Raw genomic sequence first — 22,435 nt, forward strand, 5'->3', positions numbered from 1 at the left:
CTAACCTAACCAAGTCTCCGGTGGGATGGTTCAGTCGACTCCCGGGAGTCGTCGGCATGGTGGAGGAACCGAGGAGCACTCGAACATTCGATGAGGAGACACCGTGGACCGCTTCCGAAGGCTGCCGCTGCCGGCGCTGCTGCCCATCCTGTTCGTGCTGGTCGGCGGACTGTACTTCGCCATCGGTTTGGTTTCGAACCCCGACGGTGCCGGTCTGGCCGCCCGCGCGATCGGATCGCTCTTCTACGCCGTCTTGATGACGGTGTTCTTCGGCTTCCTCATCGCCTACCGTCGCCGCCGAGCGGGTGGCACCGAGGGTGCTGCCGCGATCCAGCGAGCGGTGCGCTCCGGAGACCTGCCGGACGACGTCGACCACGTCGTGTGGACCCGCGAGCTCGAGTCGACCCGCAAGCGGTACCGGAACAACCGGGTCATCGTCCCGATCATGGTCGTCGTCTTCGCGGCCTTCTCGGTCTGGGCAGCTCTGACGGTCAGTCCGTTCTGGTGGGCGATCCTGGTGCTGTTCGTGGGGATGTGCGCGTACTCCGTCTGGGAGACCCGACGGGCACTGCGGAACATCGACCACGTGCTGACCACCCTGCGCGGAACCTGGACTGTCCCGCAGTCCAGCAGCACGTGACCCAGGACGTCCCGAGTCCGGAGCGGCCATGGAACCACAACACGCACTTCCACGCCCGGGTGCTCGATGCCGTGCCGGACGGGGCGCACACCGCCCTGGACGTCGGGACCGGCAACGGTCTGCTCGCCCGTGACCTGTACGACGCGGGGCTCGACGTCACGGCGATCGACCTGGATGCGGACGTCCTGCGCGCCACCCGCACCGCGAACGCCGACACCGGGATCCACTGGCTGCACGGTGACGTGATGGGACACGACTTCGGTCGGCAGTTCGACGTGGTGGCCTCGGTCGCGACGGTGCACCACCTGCCGGACCTGTCAGCCGGGCTCGCTCGCCTCGCAGACCTCACGGCGCCAGGCGGCACCCTGGTGGTCGTCGGACTCGCGAAGCCCACCCGGCTGCGTGATCACGTGCTCGGGTTGGCTGGTGTCGCGCAGCATCGTTGGTTCTCATGGCGGCGCGGCTACTGGGAACACTCCGCGCCGACGTGCTGGCCACCACCGCACTCGTACGCCCAGGTCCAGCACATCGCGCGAGCAGTCCTGATGGGCTCCGAGTACCGCCGACACCCGCTGTGGCGGTACGTGATCACGTGGCGCCGGCCGCGCTGACGCACGACTATCGGTCGCGCTTCGCCGATCGACGCGCGAACCGCCACAACATCACGCCCACGATGAGCAGCAGGATCCCGTACAGCGCATTCAGCAGGATGAGCGCGACGTCGGAGTCCGCTCGCACAATCCGCACGACCGAGGTCACGACGAAGACCGCGCCGCCCAGCAGTGCGAGCGTTCCGAGTACCTTCGCGCTGACGACGTCCATCGCCCGAACGTACCTCGGCACAGTCACCGAGTGAGCAGAAGACGTCGGGTCCCTGGTGGGAACCCGACGTCTTCTGCTCACTCTGTGGGCCGAACGCTCACTCCGTGGTGGAGACCCAGTCGATGAGCAGGTTGCCCTGGTCGCCCCAGTTGCCGACCTGGAACATGAAGCGGTGCGGGGTCGTCGGCACGTCGTGCGTGATCGTGTCGAGGACCTTGCCGTCGACGCTGTAGGTGACCGACTCTCCGGGCACCCAGTCCACCGTGTAGGTGTGCCAGTCGCGCCACGAGACGCCGGTACCGATCTGCACGCGGTCGGCTTCCTTGCCCGGGGTCATCGAGTGGTGGAAGGCCGAGGGGCTGTCCTCGAAGTTGCCCTCGGGGAAGTCGATCTCGCCGTCGGACCAGGTGCCCGACGTCGGCCACAGCATGAACGCCGCGCCGTTGCCGTCGCCACCGGTCGCCTTGGCGCGGACGGAGAACGAGCCGCCGACGTGGTCCCAGGCTCCGGCGGAGGAGCCGAACGTGCCGGCCGCCCCCGCTCCGGTGCCGAGGGCGACGTCCATCACGCCGTCGTGCACCGAGACGGTCTTGCTCGGCGCGTAGATGCCGGAGGTGCCGTCGGGGTAGGGCTGCCACGACTGCGGGTAGAGCCGCGAGACGAGGCCGGTGACGGCGTCGGTGGTGAAGTCCTCGACGAACGAGGCGGCCGGCGCAGCGGAGGTGTCGGCGACCTCGTCCTGCGGTTCGGCCGCGTCGTCGGCGTCCGACTCCGCGGCTTCGGCGTCGTCGGTGGGCGCAGCCGCCTCGGGTTCCGCGGTCGGGGTGGTGTCCTCGATCGGCGCGGCCTCGGCGGTCGGCGCGGGCGTCTCCGTCGGCGTCGTGTCCGACTCCTCGTCGTCCGACGGGGTCGGGGTCGCAGTATCCGAGGGGGTGGGTGTGGGGGTCACCGGGGCGTGCTGCCCGTGGCGGTGTCCGCCCCAGCCCCACCAGCTGTCAGCGGAGGCGGCGGAGGCGGTGGGGACTCCGAGTGCCAGGCAACCGGCGGTCGCTGCCGCCAGGATCGCGCGACGGCGGCTCATCGGGTGTGCCGTTCGGTGGTGGTGGGCGTGGTGGTCGCGGGGGTCGTGCCGCGCATGGGCGTGCACGTGCTTCGGGTCGAGATGTCGGGCTCCTCGTGGTGCTCGGGCGCAGGATGCGGGGAGGGGACGGCGCGCCAGGGGGCAGGATGCCGAGGGGTTCGGTGACGCGTCCACGGACATCTTGCATCATTTGTGCCCCGTTCGGGGGTAATCGCCCGAATCGGCACTCGAACGCGCGGTGAACGGCGGGCAGCCCGCTGCCCGCCGCCTCAGCCGCGCGGCACCGGCTGCAAGCGCTGCAGCTGCGTCACGTGCCCGGGCTCGAGCTCGTCGAGCGACGTGACCCCGAGCAGCCGCATCGTGCGCTCGATCTGCTCCGACAGGATCTGGATCATCCGGTCGACACCGGCCTCGCCGCCCGCCATCAGCCCGTACAGGTACGCCCGGCCGACCATGGTGAACTTCGCACCGAGCGCCACGGCGGCGACGATGTCCGCGCCGGACATGATGCCGGTGTCGAGGTGCACCTCGGTGTCCATGCCGACCTCCTTCACCACGGAGGGCAGCAGGTGGAACGGCACGGGTGCCCGGTCGAGCTGGCGTCCGCCGTGGTTCGACAGCGTGATCCCGTCGACGCCCATGTCCGCCAGACGACGCGCGTCGGCCAGGGACTGCACGCCCTTGACGACGACCTTGCCCTTCCACTGGTCGCGGATCCAGGCGAGGTCCTCGTAGGTGACGGTCGGGTCGAACATGTGGTCGAGGAGCTCCCCGACGGTGCCGGACCACCGGTCGAGCGACGCGAACGCCAGCGGCTCGGTGGTCAGGAAGTCGAACCACCACCACGGCCGCGGGATGGCGTTCAGCACGGTCCGCGCGCTGAGCTGCGGCGGGATCGAGAAGCCGTTGCGCTTGTCCCGCAGTCGCGCGCCAGCGACGGGCACGTCCACGGTGACGAGCAGTGTGTCGAACCCGGCCTTCTCGGCGCGGGAGACCAGCGCCATCGACTTCTCGCGGTCCTTCCACATGTACAGCTGGAACCAGTTGCGGCCGTTCGGGTTGGCGTCGCGGACGTCCTCGATGGCGGTGGTGCCCATGGTGGAGAGCGAGAACGGGATGCCCGCGCGTCCGGCTGCCCGGGCACCGGCACGCTCACCCTCGGTCTGCATCATGCGCGTGAACCCGGTGGGGGCGATGCCGAACGGGTACGCGACCGGCGCACCCAGCACGTCCCGCGACGTCGACACCGTCGACACGTCGCGCAGGATCGCGGGCGTGAACTCGATGTCCTCGAACGCCTGGCGGGCGCGCGCGAGCGAGATCTCGGCCTCGGCGGCGCCCTCCGTGTAGTCGAACGCGGCCTTCGGCGTGCGGCGGGCGGCGATGTCGCGCAGGTCCCAGATCGTCAGGGCCTGTTCGAGGCGCTGACGCCGACCGGGCAGCGAAGGCTTCTTGAACTGCATGAGCGGCGCGAGGTCACGCACGGTCGGCAGCTGCCGCTTGATCGGGGTCCGCCGGGCCGACGGTGTGCCCGGGGTGGCTGCCGGTGCGCCCGTGGCGGGGTCGACGCGGTGCTGGTCGTCGGTCGAGGTCATACAGACATCCTACGTCTCGAGGTGGATTGGCGGAGGGAAGCGTCGGAGGAACGCGGGGTGTACCGGACGGGCTCGACGGTGCGGGCGATCGTCGCGCGCAGGGCATCGAGCGAGGCGCCGCGCAGGCCGCCGAGTCCGGCTGCCCGCGCCTGCACCAGGATGTTGCCGAGTGCCGTCGCCTCGACGGGCCCGGCCAGGACGGGCAGCCCGGTGCGGTCGGCCGTCAGCTGGCAGAGCAGCCGGTTCTGCGATCCGCCGCCGACGATGTGCACCTGTCGGACGTCTTTGCCCGTGATGGTGCTGATCGTCGCAAGTGTCTCCGCGTACGCGGCGGCCAGCGACTCGAGGATCGAGCGCACGAACTCGGCCCGCGACGCGGGCGCGCTCAGCCCGTGGTCGCCGCACCAGGCGGCGATGCGCGCGGGCATGTCGCCGGGCGCCGTGAACGACTCGTCGGCGGGGTCGAAGACGGGGACCGGGGCCGTGACGGCCGCGGCGGAGGCGAGCAGGGCCTCCAGGTCGATGCTCGCGCCACCACGCTCCCAGGTGCGGACGCTCTCGGACAGCAACCACAGTCCGGACACGTTCTTCAGGAACCGGACACGGCCGTCGACCCCGCCCTCGTTGGTGCAGTTCGCGTCGCGCGCCGCGTCCGACAGGACGGGTGCGTCGAGCTCGACGCCGACGAGCGACCAGGTGCCGGAGGAGATGTACGCGAAGTCCGGCTCGGTCGCGGGGACCGCGACGACGGCGGAGGCCGTGTCGTGCGAGCCGACGAGCGTGACGGGTGCCTGCCCGCCGACGGCGTCGGCGACGGACGGCAGCAGGGGCCCGAGTCGGTCGCCCGGGTCACGCAGGGTGGGCAGGAGGCCGGCCGGGAGGCCCGCAGCAGCCCGCAACGCCGGGTCCCACCCGCGGGTCGTCGCGTTCAGGACCCCGGTCGTCGACGCGTTCGTGCGCTCGGCCGCCTCGACACCGGTGAGCCAGTAGCCGAGCAGGTCGGGGACGAGCAGCGCCCGCTGCGCGAGCTGCAGCGACGGGTCGGCAGCGAACTGGAACACCGTGTTGAAGGGCAGGTGCTGCAGACCGTTCCGGGCGTACAGCTCGGCCGCGTCCATCCGTCGGTGCACGCGGTCGACGCCGCCCTCGTGCCGCTCGTCGCGGTAGTGGTACGGCAGCCCGAGCAGCCGACCGTCGCGCAGCAGGCCGTAGTCCACCGCCCACGAGTCGATGCCGATGCTGACGATCGCCGGGTGCGAGGCGAACGCCTGACGGAGGCCGTCGGTCACCTGTCGGTGGAGCTCGACGACGTCCCAATGCAGGGCCTCGCGGTCGTGCTCGTGCAGGGTCACGGGGCCGTTCGGGAACCGGGCGACGTGCTCCATCCGGACGCCGTCGGCGTCGACGTGCCCGAGGATCACGCGGCCGCTGGTGGCCCCGAGGTCGACGGCGGCGACGGTGCCGCTGGTGGACATGCTCTTACCTCTTGTCGGACATCAGCTTGTCCTGCATCAGCTTGTCGTTCATCAGCGCAGGAACGCGGCGGCGACACCCGCGTCGACGGGCACGTGCAACCCGGTCGTGTGCGAGAAGTCGTCGGTGCAGATGGCGTAGACGGCGTTCGCGACGTTCTCCGGCACGACCTCGCGCTTGAGGATGGTGCGCTGGGCGTAGAACGCGCCGAGGTCCTGCTCCTCGATGCCGTAGGTCTTCGCGCGGTTCGCTCCCCAGCCGCTCGCGAAGATCCCCGAGCCACGGACGACGCCGTCGGGGTTGATCCCGTTGACGCGGACGCCGTGCTCACCGAGCTCCGCCGCCAACAACCGGACCTGGTGCGCCTGGTCGGCCTTCGTCGCCGAGTACGCGATGTTGTTCGGACCGGCGAACACCGAGTTCTTCGACGAGATGTAGACGATGTCGCCGCCGAGGCCCTGCTCGATGAGGACCTTCGCCGCCGCCTTGGACACCAGGAACGACCCCTTCGCCATGACGTCGTGCTGCAGGTCCCAGTCCTGTTCGGTGGTCTCGAGCAGGCTCTTGCTGAGGGAGAGTCCGGCGTTGTTGACGACGAGGTCGAGGCCGCCGAAGTGCAGCAGCGTCTCTTGGATGGCCTGCTCGATCTCCGCTGCGGACGTCACGTTCGCCGCGACGCCGATGGCCCTGTCCGTGTTCCCGATCTCCGCGGCAGCGTCTTGCGCCTTCGCCAGGTCGAGGTCGGCGATGACGACCGCGGCACCCTCGGCGGCCAGGCGCTTCGCGATCGCCTTGCCGATGCCGCTCGCGGCTCCGGTGACCAGGGCGATGCGGGTGGCGAGCTTCTTGGGGGCCGGCATCCGCTGCAGCTTCGCCTCTTCGAGGGCCCAGTACTCGATGCGGAACTTCTCGGCCTCGTCGATGGGGGCGTAGGTGCTGAGCGACTCGGCACCGCGCATGACGTTGATCGCGTTGACGTAGAACTCGCCGGCGACGCGGGCGGTCTGGGCGTCCTTGCCGTACGAGAACATCCCGACGCCGGGCACCAGCACGATGAGCGGGTCGGCTCCGCGGATCGCGGGGGAGTCCGGGTTCGCGTGACGGTCGTAGTAGGCCTGGTAGTCCGCGCGGTACTGCTCGTGGAGTTCGTGCAGGCGGGCGGTCTGCTCGTCGACGCTCGCGGTGGCGGGCAGGTCGAGGATGAGGGGCTTGACCTTGGTGCGCAGGAAGTGGTCCGGGCAGCTCGTGCCGAGCGCGGCGAGCTCCTCGGCGCGCGACGACGCCAGGAAGTCGAGCACGACGTCGCTGTCGGTGAAGTGCCCCACCACCGGCTTGTCGTGCCCGGCGATGCCGCGGATCGTCGGTGCGAGGGCGGCGGCGCGTGCGTGGCGTTCGTCGGTCGGCAGCGCCTCGAAGCCTGCTCGGGTCCCGCCGAACGGGTCGGCCTTCCCGTGCTCCGCGATGTACTGCTCGGCGGTGTCGATGATCCAGCGCGAGTTCGCCTCGGCCTCCTCGCTCGTCTCGCCCCAAGCCGTGATCCCGTGGCCGCCGAGGATCGTGCCGATCGCCTGGGGGTTGTCCCGCTTGATCGCGGCGATGTCGAGCCCGAGCTGGAACCCCGGTCGGCGCCACGGCACCCACACCACCGTGTCGCCGAAGATCGTCGACGTCAGGGCCGGTCCGTCCGCCGCCGTCGCGATGGCGATGCCGGCGTCCGGGTGCAGGTGGTCGACGTGCGCGGCGTCGACCAGGGCGTGCATCGCCGTGTCGATGGACGGGGCGGCACCGCCCTTGCCGTGCAGCGTGTAGTCGAACGCGGCGACCATCTCGTCCTCGCGCTCCACCCCCGGGCCTGTGTCTGATGCGTACATGTCCTGGAGGGCACGGACGCGGTCGACGCGCAGGACTGCGAGGCCCGCCGGGGTGAGGGTGCCGAGGTCGCCCCCGGAGCCCTTCACCCAGAGCAGCTCCACCGGCTCGCCCGTGACCGGGTCGGTGTCGGTGCCCTTCGCCGAGGTGTTCCCGCCGGCGTAGTTCGTGATCCGCGGATCCGAGCCGAGCGCGTTCGAGCGCGCGATGAGCGCACTGATCGTGGTGTCTGCATCCGTGAGCTGCGTTGCGGGGTCCACCCGAGCCTCCAGTGTGTGTGCCATGTGTCTACGCGCCCCAACCGGCCTGGACGCCGCCGACGCGGTCCTCGGCGATCGACTGCTGGTACCCGGAGTCCAGGTACGCGCGCATCGGGTTCGCCGGCAGACCGCGGGATTCGCGCCACGCGGCGAGGTCCGCCCGGACGTCGGTCTGGTACGCGTCCATGAAGACCTCGTTCGCGCCGAGGACGTCGTGGGCCTCCTGCGCTGCGGTCAGGGCCACGCGGTCGAGGAGCAGTGCCCGGGCCGTCATCTCCTGCACGTTGAGCACGGAGCGGATCTGACCGGGGATCTTGTCCTCGATGTTGTGGCACTGGTCGAGCATGAACGCGACGTCGTGGTTGTCGTAGCCGCCGCCGCGGATGACCTCGACCAGGATGCGGAACAGCTGGAACGGGTCCGCTGCGCCCACGATCAGGTCGTCGTCGGCGTAGAACCGCGAGTTGAAGTCGAAGCTGCCGAGCTTGCCGAGGCGCAGGAGCTGCATCACGATGAACTCGATGTTCGTGCCGGGGGCGTGGTGGCCGGTGTCCAGGCAGACCATCGCCTTGTCGCCGAGCGCGGCCGTCTGCACGTAGCTCGTGCCCCAGTCCGGCACGTCGGTGTGGTAGAACGACGGCTCGAAGAACTTGTACTCGAGCACCAGGCGCTGGTCGGCACCGAGGCGGTCGTAGATCGTGCTGAGCGACTCGTGCAGGCGGTCCTGGCGTGAGCGCATGTCCTCCTGCCCGGGGTAGTTCGATCCCTCGGCGAGCCAGATCTTCAGGTCGCGGCTGCCGGTGGCGTCCATCACGTCGATGCAGCGCAGGTGGTGGTCGATCGCCTTCTGCCGGATCGTCTCGTCGACGTGGGTCAGGGCGCCGAACTTGTAGTCGTCGTCCTGGAACGTGTTCGAGTTCACGGTGCCGAGCGACACCCCGTGCTCTTCGGCGTGCCGCTTGAGGTCGCTGAAGTCGTCGACGAGGTCCCACGGGATGTGCAGTGCCACGGTCGGTGCGAGGCCCGTGTACTTGTGCACCTGGGCGGCGTCGGCGATCTTCTCGTACGGGTCGCGCGGGGTGCCGGGCGTGCTGAACACCTTGAAGCGGGTGCCGGAGTTGCCGAAGGCCCAGCTGGGCAGCTCGATCTGCTGTCGTGCGAGCTGGTCGGCGATGCCGGTGAAGGTCGGGGTCGATGTCATCGTGTCACTTCCTCGTGTGCGATTGAATCGTTTCATACAGTACGGGTCGCGGCGGGCTGCCGCAACCGTGTGGTGCCGTTCCCCGCCGCACCACCAAAGTGCATTCGAGCCGCGTGATCGTGCGGCTCGAAGTCACTTTGGTTGTGCGGCGGACGACAAGGCCCTACGCCGCGGGCACCGCAGCCGGCGCGCGCAGCTCGTGCGAGCCAGCGCCGAGCCGCTGCTCCGCAGCACCCGGCAAGCGCACCACGGCCGAGACCCCCTCGGGGACCGTCGCACGGACGAGCAGCTCGCCGTCGACGTGCTCCCACCGCACCGCGATGTGCCCGTGCACGGAGTCGAGCGACGTCGACGCCCACGTCAGTCCGCCGCCCGGCTGGGGTGCGATGAGCACGGAGGAGTACCCCGGCTCGAGCGCTGACAGACCGCCGACCACCCGGTGCATCCAGTCCGCCACGGCACCGAGTGCGTAGTGGTTGAACGAGGTCATCTCACCCGGGTTGATCGTGCCGTCCGGCAGCATCGAGTCCCAACGCTCCCAGACCGTCGTCGCACCCATCGTCACCGGGTACAACCACGACGGGCACTCCGTCTGCAGCAGCAGCCGGTACGCGTCGTCGAGGTGGCCGGTCTGCGTCAGTGCGTCGGTGATGAACGGCGTCCCCGCGAAGCCCGTCGAGATCCGGTACCCGGACTGCTCGGCGAGCTCCGCCAGGCGGTCGCCCGCACGGCGCTCGTCGTCCTCGTCGAGGATGCCGAACACGATCGCGAGCGCGTAGACGGTGGTGCAGTCGCTCCGGATGCGGCCGTCGGTCACGTAGTGCTGACGGAACGCGGCCTGGAGGCCCGTGGCGAGCTCCTCGGCTTCCGTCGCCTCCGCCTCGTGGCCCGTCAACCGCGCCGCCTGCGCCACCAGGGTCGCGCTGCGGTACGCGCACGCCGTCGCGACGACGCCCGGGTCGGCCTTCGCCTTGGCGGCGTCCTCCGGCGGGGCGTCCGGGTCGAGCCAGTCGCCGAACTGGAAGACGGTGTCCCACAGGCCCTCGGGTGACAGGTGGCCCTTGATGCGGCGGAGGTGCGCCGTCATCGAGTCGAGCTGCTCCTCGAGCACCGCGGTGTCGCCGTACGCCTGGTACAGGGTCCACGGCACCCAGACACCGGCGTCCGACCAGATGGCGGTGGCGTCGGGGGTGCCGAAGTCCTCGGCGGGGGAGTACTTGAGCACGTCCGGCACCACGAACGGGATGACACCGTCGGCGTGCTGCTGCTCGAGCCACACGTCGCGGAGCCAGTCGCCCAGGAACGCGCGAGTGTCGAACAGGTACGACGCCGTCGGGGCGAACGCCGCGATGTCGCCCGTCCACCCGAGGCGCTCGTCACGCTGCGGGCAGTCGGTCGGGACGCTCAGGAAGTTGCCCTGCATGCCCCGGATGACGTTGTCGTGGAACGTGTTGAGCAGCTCGTGGCTGGACTCGAACGTGCCCGTCCGGGTCAGGTCGGAGCCGACCTGCACCGCGGTGACGGCCGCGCGGAGTTCGTCGAGCGTGCCGGTCCACCCGTCGACCTGGGCGTACCGGAAGCCGTGGAAGGTGAAGCGGGGCTCGAAGTGGTCCTCGCTGCCGCTCAGGGTGAAGTGGTCCGTCGCCTTCGCGGTGCGCAGCGGGCGGGTGCCGAGCTCGTCGTGTTCGAGCACCTCGGCGTGCTTCAGGGTCAGCACCGTGCCCGCGGGCCCAGAGGCGACCACGCGGAGCCAGCCCACCAGGTTGACCCCGAAGTCGATCAGCGTCGCGCCGGACGGGCTCGTCCAGACCTCGACGGGGGCGATCTCGGCGAGGGGTCGGACCGGCGGCACGGTGTCGGCGACGAGTTCGCGATCGCCGATGTCGACGGTGCGCACGGCGCTGGTGCGTCCCTCGTGGCCGTCGACGCTCGGTGTGGTGACCTCGCCGGGCGTCAGGAAGGAGCCGTCGCGGAGCCGGGCGTCGATGTCCTCACCGTCGTACAGCTGATCGGCGGTGATCGCGCTGGACAGGGCTTGCCAGTCCGTGTCGGTGGCGACGAGCTGCTCGTGGCCGTCGGCGAAGGTGATGCGGAGCTCGGCGAACCCGGCGGGCTCGTCGGCGTACCAGCCGCCGCCACCACCCCAGGCGAGCCGACCGGCGGCCCAGCCCTTGCCGAGCACGAGTGCCAGCACGGCGGCACTGCCCGCGGCCGTCTCGGTCAGGTGCGCCGTGACGTCGTGCGAGACGACGCGGATGCGCCACTCGTAGCTCGTCCACCCCGGTTCGAGCAGGTGGTCGGAGACGCGTTCGCCACCGAGCCACGCCTCGACGACGCCGAGGGCGCTGACGTCGAGGGTCGCGCTCGTGACCGCGCCGTGGCCGTCGTCGAGGGTGAACTCACGGCGCAGGATCGGTGCGCTCCCGAGGTCGGCGTCGCTCGTGATGAACGGTGCTGTCCAGGCGGTCATGTGGTGTGTCCTTTCACGCGACCGGTCGTCGTCGACCGGTGCGGGGGTCCGGGGCCCGGCCGCCCGCCCGGGTGGGCGGTGCGGCGGAGGCGGGTCGCGCCTCCAGGCCGGGGTCGGGCGTCAGCCCTTGACGGCGCCGCTGGTCATGCCGGCGACGATCTGGCGGTTGAAGAAGATGTACAGGATCAGCGGCGGGATCGTGATGAGCAGGACGTCGGTGAACAGCAGGTTGAGCTGGCTGACCGACTGGCTCTGGAAGGAGTAGAGCGTCTGCTGCACCGTGGCGTTCTCGGACCCCGGCAGGAAGTACAGCGGGTTCGTGAAGTCGTTGAACACCGTGACGGACTGCACGAGCACGACCGTGATGATGACCGGCTTGAGCAGCGGCAGCACGACGCCGAAGAACAGACGGATCGGTCCGGCTCCGTCGAGGACGGCGGCCTCGTCGAGCTCCTTCGGGATCGTCGCCACGAACGCCCGGAAGAGCAGGATGCAGAACGACAGGCCGAAGGTCGCCTCGATGAGGATCATCCCGCCCATGGTCTTGAACAGGTTGAGCCCCTGGAGCACCCAGATCGTCGGGACGATCGCGGGCGGGACGATGAGGCCCGCCAGGACGAAGAAGTTGATCACGCCGTTCCACTTGCTCGGACGACGCTGCAGCACGTACCCGACCATCGCGGAGAACACGACCATCACAATCACGCTGCCCACGGTCAGGACCGCACTGTTCAGGAACGCGCGGACGATCACGCCGTCACCGGACCCGAACACGGCCTGCAGGTTCTGCCAGAGCTGCCACTCGGTCGGCAGGCTGAAGCCGAGCTGGTTCGCCTCGGCCGGGTTCTTCATGGCCTGCAGCAGGACGAAGACGAACGGCACCAGGAACACTACGAAGCTGACGACGATGGCGATCGAGCCGATGACCCACCGGCGGGTCCGGCCCGGGTGGCGGTTCCGGCTCGCCGGCGTCGGCGCACGGCCGGCGGTCCGGCGGGGGCTGGTGACGGCGGTCACAGGTCCGCCTCCTTGCGGTTGAGGAGCCACGAGATCGGGACCATGATCGCCGTGACGACCACGAACAGGACCACGTTGCCGGCGGTGGACAGGCCGTAGAACCCGGCCTGGTACTGCTTGTAGATGACGCTCGCGATGACGTCACTGGTGAACCCTGGCCCACCGCCGGTCATCGCCCAGATGAGGTCGAAGGACCGCAGCCCGCCGATCAGCGACAGGATGATGACGGTGCCCATCGCGGGACGCGACAGCGGGAGGGTGATGTTCCGGAAGATCGACCACGCGCTTGCGCCGTCGACCCGTGCGGCCTCGAAGTACTCCTGCGGGATCGCCACGATGCCGGCGATGAAGATGAGCGTCGCGATGCCGACGCCCTTCCAGACGTCCACCGCGGCGACGCTCCACAGGGCGAGTGCCGGGTCGGTCAGCCACCCCGGAGTGGGGAGGCCGACCGAGCCGAGGACGCCGTTGATGATCCCGTGGAACGGGTCCATCAGCGCCTTGAACGTGATGCCGATGCCGATCGTCGACACGAGCACCGGGAAGAACACGACCGCCCGCAGGTAGCCGCGCCCCAGCACGGGCGACGTGAGGAGCAGGGCGAGGGCGAGTCCGATGACCACCTTCGCCGCGCTCGTCACGAAGCCGTACTGGAACGTGTGCACGAACCCGGAGACGAGCTGCGGGTCCTGGAAGAACCGGACGAAGTTGTCGAAACCGATGAAGGTCTGGTCGAACAGCGTCCAGCGGGTGAGGGAGAAGTAGAACCCGGCGAATGTGGGGACCGCGAAGAACACGACGTACAGCGCGATCGCGGGGATGAAGAACCACGCGGGGTAGAACGAGCGCATCCGCTTGCGCGCGGGACCGGTCCCGCCGGAACCCGCTCGGGTCTTCGCCGGCTCGAGTGCCGTCGTGAGTGTCGCGGTCACCGTGTCACCAGCCCTTGATGCCGAGCTGCTGGGCCTGCTGGACGACGTCGTCGTCGTACTGGTCAGCACCCTTGGCCGCGTTGGTGATGCCGGAGCCGACCTGCACGCAGATCTTCTCGAGGTTCGGGCCCTTGATCGGGGACAGGAACTCGAGCGCCGGGCTCGCCTTGCCGTCGTCCAGGTACTTCTGCAGGTCGTCGATCATCGGGGGCACGTCGTCCGGCAGCGAGCAGGTCGAGATGACGTACGGGCCACCGGGGGTTCCGGTGTCGTTCTGCACCTTGCAGCCGTCGGCCGAGTTCGCGAAGGCGATGAACTTCTTCGCGGCGGCGAGCTCGTCACCTTCGGTGGTCTTCGGGATGTACAGGCCGTTCGGCTCCCAGATGGTCAGGTTCGTGTCGTCGGCGTCCTCGGCCGGCAGCGCGAACGCTCCGATGTCCGCGACCGCGTCGGGGCTGTCCTGCTGCAGGGTCGAGATCGCGTTCGTCAGCATCGGGTACTGCGCCCCGGTGCCGTCGGCGAGCATCTTCAGGCCGTTCGCCTGCGTGGCCGAGGCGTAGTCCTCGTTGTAGAGGTCCTTGTCCTTGCCCTCGGCGAGGTGGTCGAAGCCGGCGAGTGCGGGGTCCTTGGCGTAGGACTCCATGTTCGCGGTGTAGTTGTCCGCCCAGTCCTTGTCCTGCGCCGTGATGTTGGCGAAGTCGCCGAGCACGAACAGCTGGCTGGTCCAGGTGTCGCCGTACGTCTGGATGATCGGGGCGACCTTGCCGGCGTCCTTGATCTTCTCGCTGTTGCTGATGAACTCGTCCCACGTGGTGGGGACGCTGAGTCCGAGGTCGGCGTAGACCTTCTTGTTGTACATGACGCCGCCGCCGAAGCTCGTGCCGAAGGGAGCGCCGTAGACGCCCTTGTCGGTGCTGACGACCTTGGTGAACTGCTCGTCGACGTCCTTCGTCCAGCTCTCGTCGGACAGGTCCACCAGGGTGTTGTCCGGGTTGAGGGCCTGCATGAGCGAACCGGAGTTGTAGTTGAAGACGTCGGCCATCTCGCCGGTCGACAGCTGGGTCTTCACCAGGTTGTCGCCGTCGGTGCCCTGCGGGCGGGTGTCGAACTTGACCGTGATGTCGGGGTTGGCCTTCTCGAACGCCTCGATGAGCGGCTTCGCGGTGGCTGCGGTCGCGGGTGAGTTGTCGGCCTGGTAGGTGATCTGCACCTTGCCGCCGCCTTCGTCGGCGGAACCGCCGGACGAACACGCCGCGAGCCCGCCGATCAGGACCGTGGCGCCGCCGATGGCGACGAGCCGTTTGACGACGGCGCGCTTGGTGAGCGTCCTCGTGGTCAGGGAACGAGCTGACATTCCTTACCTCCTCGTAAGGCCCGGGGCGGGGTACCCCGGGTGAAACGGACCCGGATCCCGCGTCGTCGTGGGCTCCGGTTGCTGCTGTTTAGAACGTTTCAATCAGGATGGAACCACGTGGATTGAAGCGTGTCAATCGCTGTGTCGATTTCGTTACGGGAACGCGCATGCCTGGTGCGCGCGGTCCGCGTTGCCGGGCCTGCCCGCCCCGCCTTGCTTCGCCCGCCCTGCCTCCGCCGCACCCGCGAAAGCGACCCTGTGCCGCGAACTGTTCGCGTGGATCTGTCGCTTTGCCGGACCAGACGGCGTCCCGTGCCGCAGGACTGTCGCTTTCGGGCGCTCAGGCCTCGGTGCGGCGCGGGTCGCTCGGCGCCGTGGCCCGCGCGGCCGCTGCACCGGCGCGGCCGAGCGTGCTCTCGCGGGGCACGAGCTCGCTGCCGAGCACCACGGTGCGGTGGACGTGCATCGGGTCGGAGAGCTCCTCGAGCAGCAGGGCCACGGCGGTGGCGCCCATCTCCTCGCCGTGCATGGTGACCGAGGTCAACGGCACCGCGCCGCCCCACGCCACCGAGTTGTGGTCGCACCCCGACACCGGGATGTCCTCCGGCACGCGGATGCCGGCGGCTCGGAGCTCGGAGACGACCGCCATGGCGAGCAGGTCGGTGACGCCCAGGACGCCGTCGGGCCGTTCGGCGACCGGCATCGCGGCGATCCGCGCGCCGGCGTCGGTGCCGCCGGGCGGGTCGATGTCACCGGCGTCGACGTCGACGAGTTCGACTCCCGGGTGTTCCGCGATCGCGCGGAGGAGCCCCGCGCGGCGACGGGCCACCGGCTGCAGGTCGGGCCGGGCACTCACGAAGCCGATGCGTCGGCAGCCCTGCTCGATGAGGTGCTGCGCGGCGACGTACCCGGCCCGCTCGTTGTCGACGACCACCGAGCAGGCGTCCACCTCGGTCGGTTCGTAGTTGACGTAGACGACGGGTAGGCCGTGCTGCTTCGCCGCCTCGACCTGTGCGCGGGACTCCGTCATCGAGGCCAGCAGGATGCCGGACACCCGGGTGCTCTCGAGGAACGCGAGGTGTTCGCCCTGCGCCTCGAGGTCGTTCTCGCTGCTGGCGACGAGCAGGGTGCGCCGGCGTTCGCGGGCGGTCGTGTGCGCGCCGCTGACCACGTCGGTGAACAGCGAGTTGCGGAGCGAGGCGACCACGAGACCGATCGCCCGGGTGCTGCCGGACACCAGTGCCCGGGCGTTGCGGTTCGGCGTGTACCCGAGTTCGGCGATCGCGTCGTGCACGCGTGCGGCCGTGGACTCGGCGACCCGCTCGGGGTGGTTCAGGACGTTCGAGACCGTCGCCAGCGAGACGCCGGCGCGAGCTGCGACGTGGTGCACGCTCGGCGGGCCGTCGCGCCGGGGGACATGCACCATGCTCCGATCGTAGGCCGCAGCGGCGGCCGATCCGTGCCGCAGAGCCGGTCAGGCTGGTGGGCAGACGCGAGGCGGTCGGCTACGCGTCGGCGACGGAGGACTGCCGGACCACGAGCTCCGGCGTGAACTCGACGTGCTCGAGGTCGATGCCCTGCCCGAGCTCGACCTGCTTCGTCAACAGCTCGATCGCCTGGCGCCCGAGGTCCTGTGCAGGCTGGCGCACCGAGGTCAACGGGACGACGGCTGCCTCGGCGAAGGCGATGTCGTCGTAGCCCACGATCGCGATCTCGTCCGGCACTGCGATCGTGCCGCGCATGATGAACGCCTGTTCGAGACCGACCGCGAGCAGGTCGTTCGCCGCGAACACAGCGTCCGGCCGTTCACCGCGGGGGCGTGCCTGGAGTTCTTCGCCGATGCGACGCCCTTCGAGCACCGACAGTGACGCGGTCGGCAGGACCTCGAGCTCGATACCAGCTGCCCGAGCCGCCGACAGTGCCCCGGCGTGCCGGTCGGCAACCTGCCGGATGCTGGACGGGCCGCCGACGAACGCGATGCGCGTCCGCCCGATGGCCGCGAGGTGCTCGACCGCGATGCGACCGCCCGCGACGTCGTCCACCGACACCGAGGCGAAGTGCTCGTCGTCGGCGCGGCGGTCGACGAGCACGACGGCGGTGCCCTGGTCGCGCAGGCGGGCGAGGCGGGACAGGTCGTCACCGGCGGGGGAGATGAGCAGGCCGGCGACGCGGCGTTCCTCGAACAGGTCGACGTAGGTGCGCTCGCGGTCGGTGGACTCGTCGGAGTTGCCGATCAGGACGGCCAGGCCCTTGTCCATCGCGGCGTCTTCGGCGCCGCGCGCGACGTCGGTGAAGAACGGGTTGCCGCCGTCGAGCACGATCAGGCCGACGGTGGAGCTGCGGCCGGCCCGGAGCTGGCGTGCGGAGTCGTTGCGGACGAACCCGAGCGCGGCGATGGCGGACTGCACCCGGTCGACGGTGGTCGGGGCCACCTTGTCGGGACGGTTCAGGACGTTCGACACCGTCCCCAGGGACACGCCGGCGAGTGCTGCCACCTCTCGCACACTGACCGCCATGTGGCCATCCTGGCATCGCACCTGCGCTTCCGGGTGGTGCGCGCCGTGATCTGTGGAAAACGGCGGACGGGAGGCGCGGTGCGGGCCGGACCCGGGCCTCCCGTCCGGTGGGTGGGCAGGTCCACCGCACGGTGCGAGATTGTGGGTGCGGCCGGGCCCCGTGCGTGCTCCGTTCCGGCGTCGCACCGTGCGTGCTGCGCCGCCACGTGCGAGGTTGGCCGCTCGGTGCGCGCTTGCAGCGCCGCACGGAGCGGGCAACCTCGCACCGAGTGAGCGACCGCGCACCGTGCGGACGCGGGCGCGCCGCACGCGGACGCGCACAGCCCGGACTTGCCAACGCCCACCGGGTCGCACTATCGTCTCGCCGTCCCGTTGAAACGATTCACTGACGAACACGCGAACGGAGGACCAATGGCGGTCCGAATCGGAGCCCGGAGCACCACGGGCTGGAAGGCGACCGTCTCGGTCGCCATGTCGAACTACATCGAGTCGGGGTCGATCATCGCGATCGCCACGAGCCTCAGTCTGTGGCAGGCGCAGTTCCACGTCGGCGACCTCGAGGTCGGCCTCCTGGCGAGCCTGTCGGCGAACGCGTTCGGCGCCGCCACCGGCGCCATCATCGGCGGGCCCCTGTGCGACCGCTACGGCCGGAAGTTCATCTACACCTACGACCTGCTGCTCTACATGCTCGGCATCCTGCTCGCGGTCTTCGCCGGCAGCTACGGCATGCTGCTGGTCGGCTTCATCCTGACCGGCATCGCGGTCGGCGCCGGGGTGCCGGCGAGCTGGACCTACATCGCCGAGCAGGCACCAGCGGACAAGCGCGCCGCCCACGTCGGCACCGCGCAGCTCGCCTGGTCGATCGGCCCGATGGTCGGCTTCGGGTTGGCCATCGCCGCCGCACCCCTCGGGCTGCTCGGCAGCCGGCTCATCTTCGCGCACCTGTTCGTCGTCGCCGCAGTCGTCTGGTGGCTCCGCCGGGGGCTGCCGGAGTCGGCGATCTGGAAGGACGAGCGCGCCGCGACCGGCACCGCGAACTTCTTCCACGGGATCACCCAGCTGTTCAGCCGTCGCCGGAACCTGACTGCGATGCTGTTCCTGTTCGGCGTCTACGCGCTCTGGAACACCGTCGCCGGGCAGGCCGGCATCTTCCAGCCGCGGGTGTACTCGGCCACCGGGGTCACGAGCGTCACCGAGCAGTACGGCCTGCAGATCCTGGTGTGGGGCTGCACCGTCGCCGCGACCTACTTCGGCTTCATGCGCTACGGCGACCGGGTCAGTCGACGGTTGCTGTTCGCCCTCGGCGCGGTGCTGGCGATCGTCGCCTGGGCCGTCCTGATCTACGCACCGGCGAACCTCGGCACGCTGCTGTTCTTCGCCGTGGCGTGGGGGGTCTCGTCGGGTATCGGTGCCCAGGCGTTCTACGGCCTCTGGACGAGCGAGCTCTTCGCCACCCGGTACCGGGCCAGTGCGCAGGGCGTGCTCTTCCTCGCCGCGCGGGTCATGGTCGGTCTGCTGAGCATCTGGTTCCCGCTGCTGCTGTCGGACATCGGACTCCGTGCGCTCGGCGGACTCATCCTGGGGCTCCTCGCGATGTCGTTCCTGGTCGGCACCATCTGGGCCCCACGCACACAGGGCAAGACGCTCGAGGCGATCGAGGCCGAGCGGTACGGCACCGTGACCACCGTCACCGGTACCGTGCGCACCGCCGACGAGCGCGCCGTGCAGGACGCCGAACAGCGTCGCCGCGCCGAGGCCGACCGGTGACCCGCGTCTGCTTCCGACTGCAGGTCCAGGCCGAGCACCTGGACGCCTACCGCGAGCGGCACGCCGCCGTCTGGCCGGCGATGCTCCGGGCGATCGCCACGGCGGGGCGGCGGAACTACTCCCTGTTCCTCGACGACGACGGCCTGCTGATCGGCTACTACGAGACCGACTCGGTGGCCGATGCCGACGCGTCGCTCGCGGCCTCCGAGGTCGCGACCGCATGGGAGGCGCACATGCAGGACCTGTTCGACGGCGCCACGGGCCGGGCGGACCAGACCGCGCGGGTGCTGCCCGAGGTGTTCAACCTGGAGGACCAGCTGGCGGCCGCCGCCGAGTGAGGAGCGCTGGACACCTCGAACGGGGAGTCGTGCGCCGTCGGTCCGCGGCCCTACGGTGGCGGGATGCGATTCCTGCGTGGCCGAAACCCGTTCCAGTTCGCCCTCGGTGCCCTCGCGATCCTGGGTGCGGTGATCCTCGTCGTGCGGTGGATCACGAGCTTCGTCGCGCCGCACACGTACAGCTACGCCTACATCGCGGGCGCCGGTGTCTCGATCGACCTGCCGTTCATCGTGGTCGTCGAGCTCGTCACGATCCTGTCGTTCGTCGGGTGGCTCGTCGTCGGCGCGCTGCACTGGGGGCCGCGGCGCACCGACGGCTGAACACCACGGGTAGCGTCCGGTCCATGGCCGACGTGACCCACGCCGCGGACCTCGGGATCGACCTGTCCGACGGCAAGCCCCAACAGCTCTACCGGTGGTTCCTCGCGAGCATGCTCTTCGGCCGGCCCATCCGGCAGGAGCAGGCGGCGGCGACCTACCGCGTCCTCATCGACCACGGGTTCACCAGCCCGGGGAAGTTCGCGGGCGCCGGACGCGAGCAGCTGCGGAGGGTTCTGGACGAGGGCGGCTACGCGCGGTTCGACTACCAGATGACCGATGCCCTGCACGAGACGATGCACACGCTCGACGCCGACGAGGGCTCCGTGTCGCACCTGGTGAAGACCGCGGCGTCGCGGAAGGACCTGCGCGAGCGACTCGCCGCGCTCAAGGGGATCGGTCCGAAGACGATCGAGATCTTCCTGCGGGACATCCCGGACGCGGTGCTGCCGGACTGAGCACGGGTGCTCACGAACCGCTCCCGACCCGCCCAGCCCGCCCATCGCCCCCGTGGCTACCGTGGACCCCATGCAGCCGCCCGCAGCAGGAACCCTCCGCGTCCTCCACCTCTCCGACACCCACCTGACCGGCGACGGCGCCCTGCACCAGGGGTCCGTCGACACCACCGCAGCGCTGGACGGCGTGCTCGCCCACGTCGACGGAGTGCCCGGCATCGGCCTCGTCGTCATCTCGGGCGACGTGTCCGAGGACGGCACCCCCGAGTCGTACGCCGCCGTCCTCGAGCGGGTCGGCGGATGGGCCGAACGCCACGGAGCCGCCCTCGTCGCGGTCCCGGGCAACCACGACCTGCGCGAGGGCTTCCGCCAGGTGCTGTCCAACGGCCACGTCCTCGGCGAGGGCGGCCGCCCCGTCATGCACACGATGGAGTACCACCCGCCGACCGTGCCGGTGTGGGGGCAGTCGCTCGTCGCCGGCCGGAGGATCGTCACGGTCGACACGAGCGTGCCGGGTGCCGGCTACGGCGAGCTCAGTGACGCCAGCCTCGAACGGCTCCGCACCGCGCTCGCCGGGGACCACGCCCCGCATGGCACGGTCGTCGTCCTGCACCACCCGCCCCTGCCGGCCCCGACCGAGCTGCACGAGGCGCTCCGGCTGCAGAACCCCGAGGCGCTCGCCGACGTGATCCGGGGGTCCGACGTGCGCGTGGTCCTGGGCGGGCACTACCACCACCACTTCGCCGGATCGCTGGCCGGCGTCCCGGTCCTCGTCGCCCCCGGGGTCGCGAACGACACGGACGTCACCGGCGCCTACGACGAGGAATCCGCGTACGCCGACAGCGGCGCCCTCGTCGTGGACGTCGCCGAGGACGGCTCCGTCTGGTCGACGCCGCTGCGCGTCCCACGCCCCGACACCGACCCGCTCGCGTTCCACCTCGACGCCGAGACCGTCGCGTCCGTCGTCGCGGCAGCCGGCAAGCACTGAGCGGCAGCAGGAAAGCACCGAGCGGCCGGCGTGCAGTGAGCGCGCGACGCGCACCGAGCGCGCGAGGCGCACTGGACGTGCGCGACGGACGGACGGGAGGCCCGTGGCGACGCCGCCACGGGCCTCCCGTCCGCTCGTCGGTACCGCCCACGGCCGGTACCCCGCCTGCTCGGGCTGCACGCGGGGAAACCGAGTAGGCCGGAGGCACACGCCAGCGAAGGAGCACCCATGCGGAACGGCAAGGCAGTCCAGTACGACCGGTACGGCGACTTCAGCGTGGTCGAGCTCGTCCCCCAGGAGAAGCCGACGGCCGGCCCCGGCGAGATCGTCGTCGAGATCGTCGCCGCCGGGCTGAACCACATCGAGCGCTTCCTGCGCGAGGGGAAGCTCCGGGGCCACATCGAGCTCGAGTTCCCGGCACGGCAGGGCGTCGACTTCGCCGGCATCGTCCGGGCGCGGGGCGACGGCGTGAAGGACCTGCGGGTGGGAGACGAGGTCATGGGGCACGCGCCCCAGGGCGGCTCGCACGCGAACTGGATCGCGGTGCCGCGTGGTGCCGTCATCAAGAAGCCCGAGTACGTCGGGTGGGAGGTCGCCGGTGGCCTGTACCTGGCCGGGTGCACGGCGGTGTCGGTGGTGCGATCGCTCCGCCTCGGGCCGGACGACACCGTCGTCATCACGGCTGCTGCGGGCGGTGTCGGCCACATCGAGAGCCAGCTGGCGCACGACGCCGGTGCGACCGTGATCACCCTCGGCAGTGCGCGCAACCACGACTACCTACGGCAGATCGGCACGCTGCCGGTCGTGTACGGCGAGGGCGAGGAGGACCGCATCCGAGCGATCGCGGACGGCCGACCGATCACCGCCTTCATCGACAACCACGGGGAGAGCAACGCCGAGCTCCTGGCCGAACGCCTCGGGGTCAGGGACGAGCGCTTCGTGTCCTCGGAGGAACGGCGCGACATCGAGCTGCGGTTCCTGCGCGCCCCGGCAGATGACGAGGAGACCCGGGAACTCCTGACCCTGCTGGCGAAGGCCCTGCAGGAACGTCGCTTCCAGGTGCTCATCTCGGGCTTCTACCCGTTCGAGTACATCGTCGAGGCGTACGAGGACCTGGCCGAGATGAAGTCACGCGGCAAGGTCGTCATCGGGATGCAGACGGTCGAGACCGGAGCACGGCTCGACTGGTACCGCTCCGAGAAGGCCCGCGACCTGCGGGACCGTTACGCGGATGCGCGCGGCTCGGAGGCGGAGACGATGGCGGGCGGCTCAGCGAGTCCGGCGAGCTGACGGCGGTCGGGCTCGGCGGCCGGACCTGGCGGCCGGACCCGGCGGCCGG

At 70.3% G+C, this 22,435-nt stretch carries 20 protein-coding genes; 8 read left to right on the forward strand and 12 right to left on the reverse strand.

Annotated features, from left to right (window positions below):
- The first annotated feature begins 103 nt into the window (after nt 1–103).
- Both EDF53_RS19585 and EDF53_RS19590 read left to right on the forward strand, forming a co-directional pair.
- Nucleotides 104–640, forward strand: coding sequence for a hypothetical protein (locus EDF53_RS19585; RefSeq protein ID WP_123291966.1), 537 nt, complete (start codon nt 104–106; stop codon nt 638–640).
- Complete coding sequence (locus EDF53_RS19590) at nt 637–1,251, forward strand: bifunctional 2-polyprenyl-6-hydroxyphenol methylase/3-demethylubiquinol 3-O-methyltransferase UbiG (protein WP_123291967.1); 615 nt, start codon at nt 637–639, stop codon at nt 1,249–1,251. Before EDF53_RS19585 ends, EDF53_RS19590 begins: the two co-directional genes overlap by 4 nt.
- Nucleotides 1,252–1,258: 7 nt before the next feature.
- Here the strand turns inward: EDF53_RS19590 and EDF53_RS01770 are convergent, their stop codons facing one another.
- The 12 genes from EDF53_RS01770 to EDF53_RS01825 form a co-directional block, all read right to left on the reverse strand.
- Entirely contained in the window at nt 1,259–1,462 is a 204-nt protein-coding gene (locus EDF53_RS01770) for a hypothetical protein (protein WP_123291968.1), read from the reverse strand.
- Between the two features lie 97 nt (nt 1,463–1,559).
- Nucleotides 1,560–2,543 carry a glycoside hydrolase family 16 protein gene (locus tag EDF53_RS01775; protein ID WP_221181178.1) on the reverse strand — a complete coding sequence of 328 codons (984 nt, stop codon included), beginning with the start codon at nt 2,541–2,543 and terminating at the stop codon, nt 1,560–1,562.
- Between the two features lie 269 nt (nt 2,544–2,812).
- Nucleotides 2,813–4,006, reverse strand: coding sequence for an alpha-hydroxy acid oxidase (locus tag EDF53_RS01780; protein ID WP_123292314.1), 1,194 nt, complete (start codon nt 4,004–4,006; stop codon nt 2,813–2,815).
- Nucleotides 4,007–4,134: 128 nt separating this feature from the next.
- Nucleotides 4,135–5,613, reverse strand: coding sequence for a rhamnulokinase family protein (locus EDF53_RS01785; protein WP_123291969.1), 1,479 nt, complete (start codon nt 5,611–5,613; stop codon nt 4,135–4,137).
- A 51-nt stretch (nt 5,614–5,664) separates the two neighbouring features.
- The gene (locus tag EDF53_RS01790) at nt 5,665–7,764 is read right to left on the reverse strand and encodes a bifunctional aldolase/short-chain dehydrogenase (protein ID WP_123291970.1); all 2,100 of its coding nucleotides are present in this window, start codon (nt 7,762–7,764) and stop codon (nt 5,665–5,667) included.
- Nucleotides 7,765–7,768: 4 nt separating this feature from the next.
- Nucleotides 7,769–8,941 (reverse strand): L-rhamnose isomerase, encoded by a 1,173-nt coding sequence (rhaI, locus tag EDF53_RS01795; protein WP_123291971.1) that lies wholly within the window; start codon nt 8,939–8,941, stop codon nt 7,769–7,771.
- 163 nt (nt 8,942–9,104) lie between these two features.
- Nucleotides 9,105–11,411, reverse strand: coding sequence for an alpha-L-rhamnosidase (locus EDF53_RS01800; RefSeq protein WP_123291972.1), 2,307 nt, complete (start codon nt 11,409–11,411; stop codon nt 9,105–9,107).
- 120 nt (nt 11,412–11,531) lie between these two features.
- Nucleotides 11,532–12,335 carry a carbohydrate ABC transporter permease gene (locus EDF53_RS01805; RefSeq protein WP_243648916.1) on the reverse strand — a complete coding sequence of 268 codons (804 nt, stop codon included), beginning with the start codon at nt 12,333–12,335 and terminating at the stop codon, nt 11,532–11,534.
- An 89-nt stretch (nt 12,336–12,424) separates the two neighbouring features.
- Nucleotides 12,425–13,360 carry a carbohydrate ABC transporter permease gene (locus EDF53_RS01810; protein ID WP_243649937.1) on the reverse strand — a complete coding sequence of 312 codons (936 nt, stop codon included), beginning with the start codon at nt 13,358–13,360 and terminating at the stop codon, nt 12,425–12,427.
- Between the two features lie 4 nt (nt 13,361–13,364).
- On the reverse strand, nt 13,365–14,714 hold the full coding sequence (locus EDF53_RS01815) for an ABC transporter substrate-binding protein (RefSeq protein ID WP_123291973.1): 1,350 nt from the start codon (nt 14,712–14,714) through the stop codon (nt 13,365–13,367).
- Nucleotides 14,715–15,054: 340 nt separating this feature from the next.
- Entirely contained in the window at nt 15,055–16,140 is a 1,086-nt protein-coding gene (locus EDF53_RS01820; RefSeq protein ID WP_123291974.1) for a LacI family DNA-binding transcriptional regulator, read from the reverse strand.
- Between the two features lie 79 nt (nt 16,141–16,219).
- Entirely contained in the window at nt 16,220–17,230 is a 1,011-nt protein-coding gene (locus EDF53_RS01825) for a LacI family DNA-binding transcriptional regulator (protein ID WP_123291975.1), read from the reverse strand.
- Between the two features lie 411 nt (nt 17,231–17,641).
- Here EDF53_RS01825 and EDF53_RS01830 point away from each other — a divergent pair, with 411 nt between their 5' ends.
- From EDF53_RS01830 to EDF53_RS01855, 6 genes are all read left to right on the forward strand, one after another.
- Complete coding sequence (locus EDF53_RS01830; RefSeq protein ID WP_221181179.1) at nt 17,642–18,997, forward strand: MFS transporter; 1,356 nt, start codon at nt 17,642–17,644, stop codon at nt 18,995–18,997.
- Complete coding sequence (locus tag EDF53_RS01835) at nt 18,994–19,335, forward strand: L-rhamnose mutarotase (RefSeq protein WP_123291976.1); 342 nt, start codon at nt 18,994–18,996, stop codon at nt 19,333–19,335. Before EDF53_RS01830 ends, EDF53_RS01835 begins: the two co-directional genes overlap by 4 nt.
- 63 nt (nt 19,336–19,398) lie before the next feature.
- Nucleotides 19,399–19,656 (forward strand): hypothetical protein, encoded by a 258-nt coding sequence (locus EDF53_RS01840; protein WP_123291977.1) that lies wholly within the window; start codon nt 19,399–19,401, stop codon nt 19,654–19,656.
- Nucleotides 19,657–19,679: 23 nt separating this feature from the next.
- On the forward strand, nt 19,680–20,111 hold the full coding sequence (locus EDF53_RS01845) for a DNA methylase (protein ID WP_123291978.1): 432 nt from the start codon (nt 19,680–19,682) through the stop codon (nt 20,109–20,111).
- Between the two features lie 70 nt (nt 20,112–20,181).
- Entirely contained in the window at nt 20,182–21,096 is a 915-nt protein-coding gene (locus EDF53_RS01850) for a metallophosphoesterase (protein ID WP_123291979.1), read from the forward strand.
- Nucleotides 21,097–21,324: 228 nt separating this feature from the next.
- On the forward strand, nt 21,325–22,386 hold the full coding sequence (locus EDF53_RS01855) for an NADP-dependent oxidoreductase (protein ID WP_123291980.1): 1,062 nt from the start codon (nt 21,325–21,327) through the stop codon (nt 22,384–22,386).
- Nucleotides 22,387–22,435: the final 49 nt, after the last annotated feature.

It is taken from the genome of Curtobacterium sp. PhB78 (assembly GCF_003751685.1).
Classification (GTDB): Bacteria; Actinomycetota; Actinomycetes; order Actinomycetales; family Microbacteriaceae; genus Curtobacterium.

What these genes read in the sequence shown, in the direction of transcription:
- EDF53_RS01815 (WP_123291973.1), bottom strand. Translation starts at nt 14,714, where the DNA reads ATGTCAGCTCGTTCCCTGACCACGAGGACGCTCACCAAGCGCGCCGTC.
- EDF53_RS01785 (WP_123291969.1), bottom strand. Translation starts at nt 5,613, where the DNA reads ATGTCCACCAGCGGCACCGTCGCCGCCGTCGACCTCGGGGCCACCAGC.
- EDF53_RS01825 (WP_123291975.1), bottom strand. Translation starts at nt 17,230, where the DNA reads ATGGCGGTCAGTGTGCGAGAGGTGGCAGCACTCGCCGGCGTGTCCCTG.
- EDF53_RS01780 (WP_123292314.1), bottom strand. Translation starts at nt 4,006, where the DNA reads ATGCAGTTCAAGAAGCCTTCGCTGCCCGGTCGGCGTCAGCGCCTCGAA.
- EDF53_RS01840 (WP_123291977.1), top strand. Translation starts at nt 19,399, where the DNA reads ATGCGATTCCTGCGTGGCCGAAACCCGTTCCAGTTCGCCCTCGGTGCC.
- EDF53_RS01845 (WP_123291978.1), top strand. Translation starts at nt 19,680, where the DNA reads ATGGCCGACGTGACCCACGCCGCGGACCTCGGGATCGACCTGTCCGAC.
- EDF53_RS01775 (WP_221181178.1), bottom strand. Translation starts at nt 2,543, where the DNA reads ATGAGCCGCCGTCGCGCGATCCTGGCGGCAGCGACCGCCGGTTGCCTG.
- EDF53_RS01820 (WP_123291974.1), bottom strand. Translation starts at nt 16,140, where the DNA reads ATGGTGCATGTCCCCCGGCGCGACGGCCCGCCGAGCGTGCACCACGTC.
- EDF53_RS01850 (WP_123291979.1), top strand. Translation starts at nt 20,182, where the DNA reads ATGCAGCCGCCCGCAGCAGGAACCCTCCGCGTCCTCCACCTCTCCGAC.
- EDF53_RS01800 (WP_123291972.1), bottom strand. Translation starts at nt 11,411, where the DNA reads ATGACCGCCTGGACAGCACCGTTCATCACGAGCGACGCCGACCTCGGG.
- EDF53_RS01855 (WP_123291980.1), top strand. Translation starts at nt 21,325, where the DNA reads ATGCGGAACGGCAAGGCAGTCCAGTACGACCGGTACGGCGACTTCAGC.
- EDF53_RS01770 (WP_123291968.1), bottom strand. Translation starts at nt 1,462, where the DNA reads ATGGACGTCGTCAGCGCGAAGGTACTCGGAACGCTCGCACTGCTGGGC.
- rhaI (WP_123291971.1), bottom strand. Translation starts at nt 8,941, where the DNA reads ATGACATCGACCCCGACCTTCACCGGCATCGCCGACCAGCTCGCACGA.
- EDF53_RS01790 (WP_123291970.1), bottom strand. Translation starts at nt 7,764, where the DNA reads ATGGCACACACACTGGAGGCTCGGGTGGACCCCGCAACGCAGCTCACG.
- EDF53_RS01830 (WP_221181179.1), top strand. Translation starts at nt 17,642, where the DNA reads ATGGCGGTCCGAATCGGAGCCCGGAGCACCACGGGCTGGAAGGCGACC.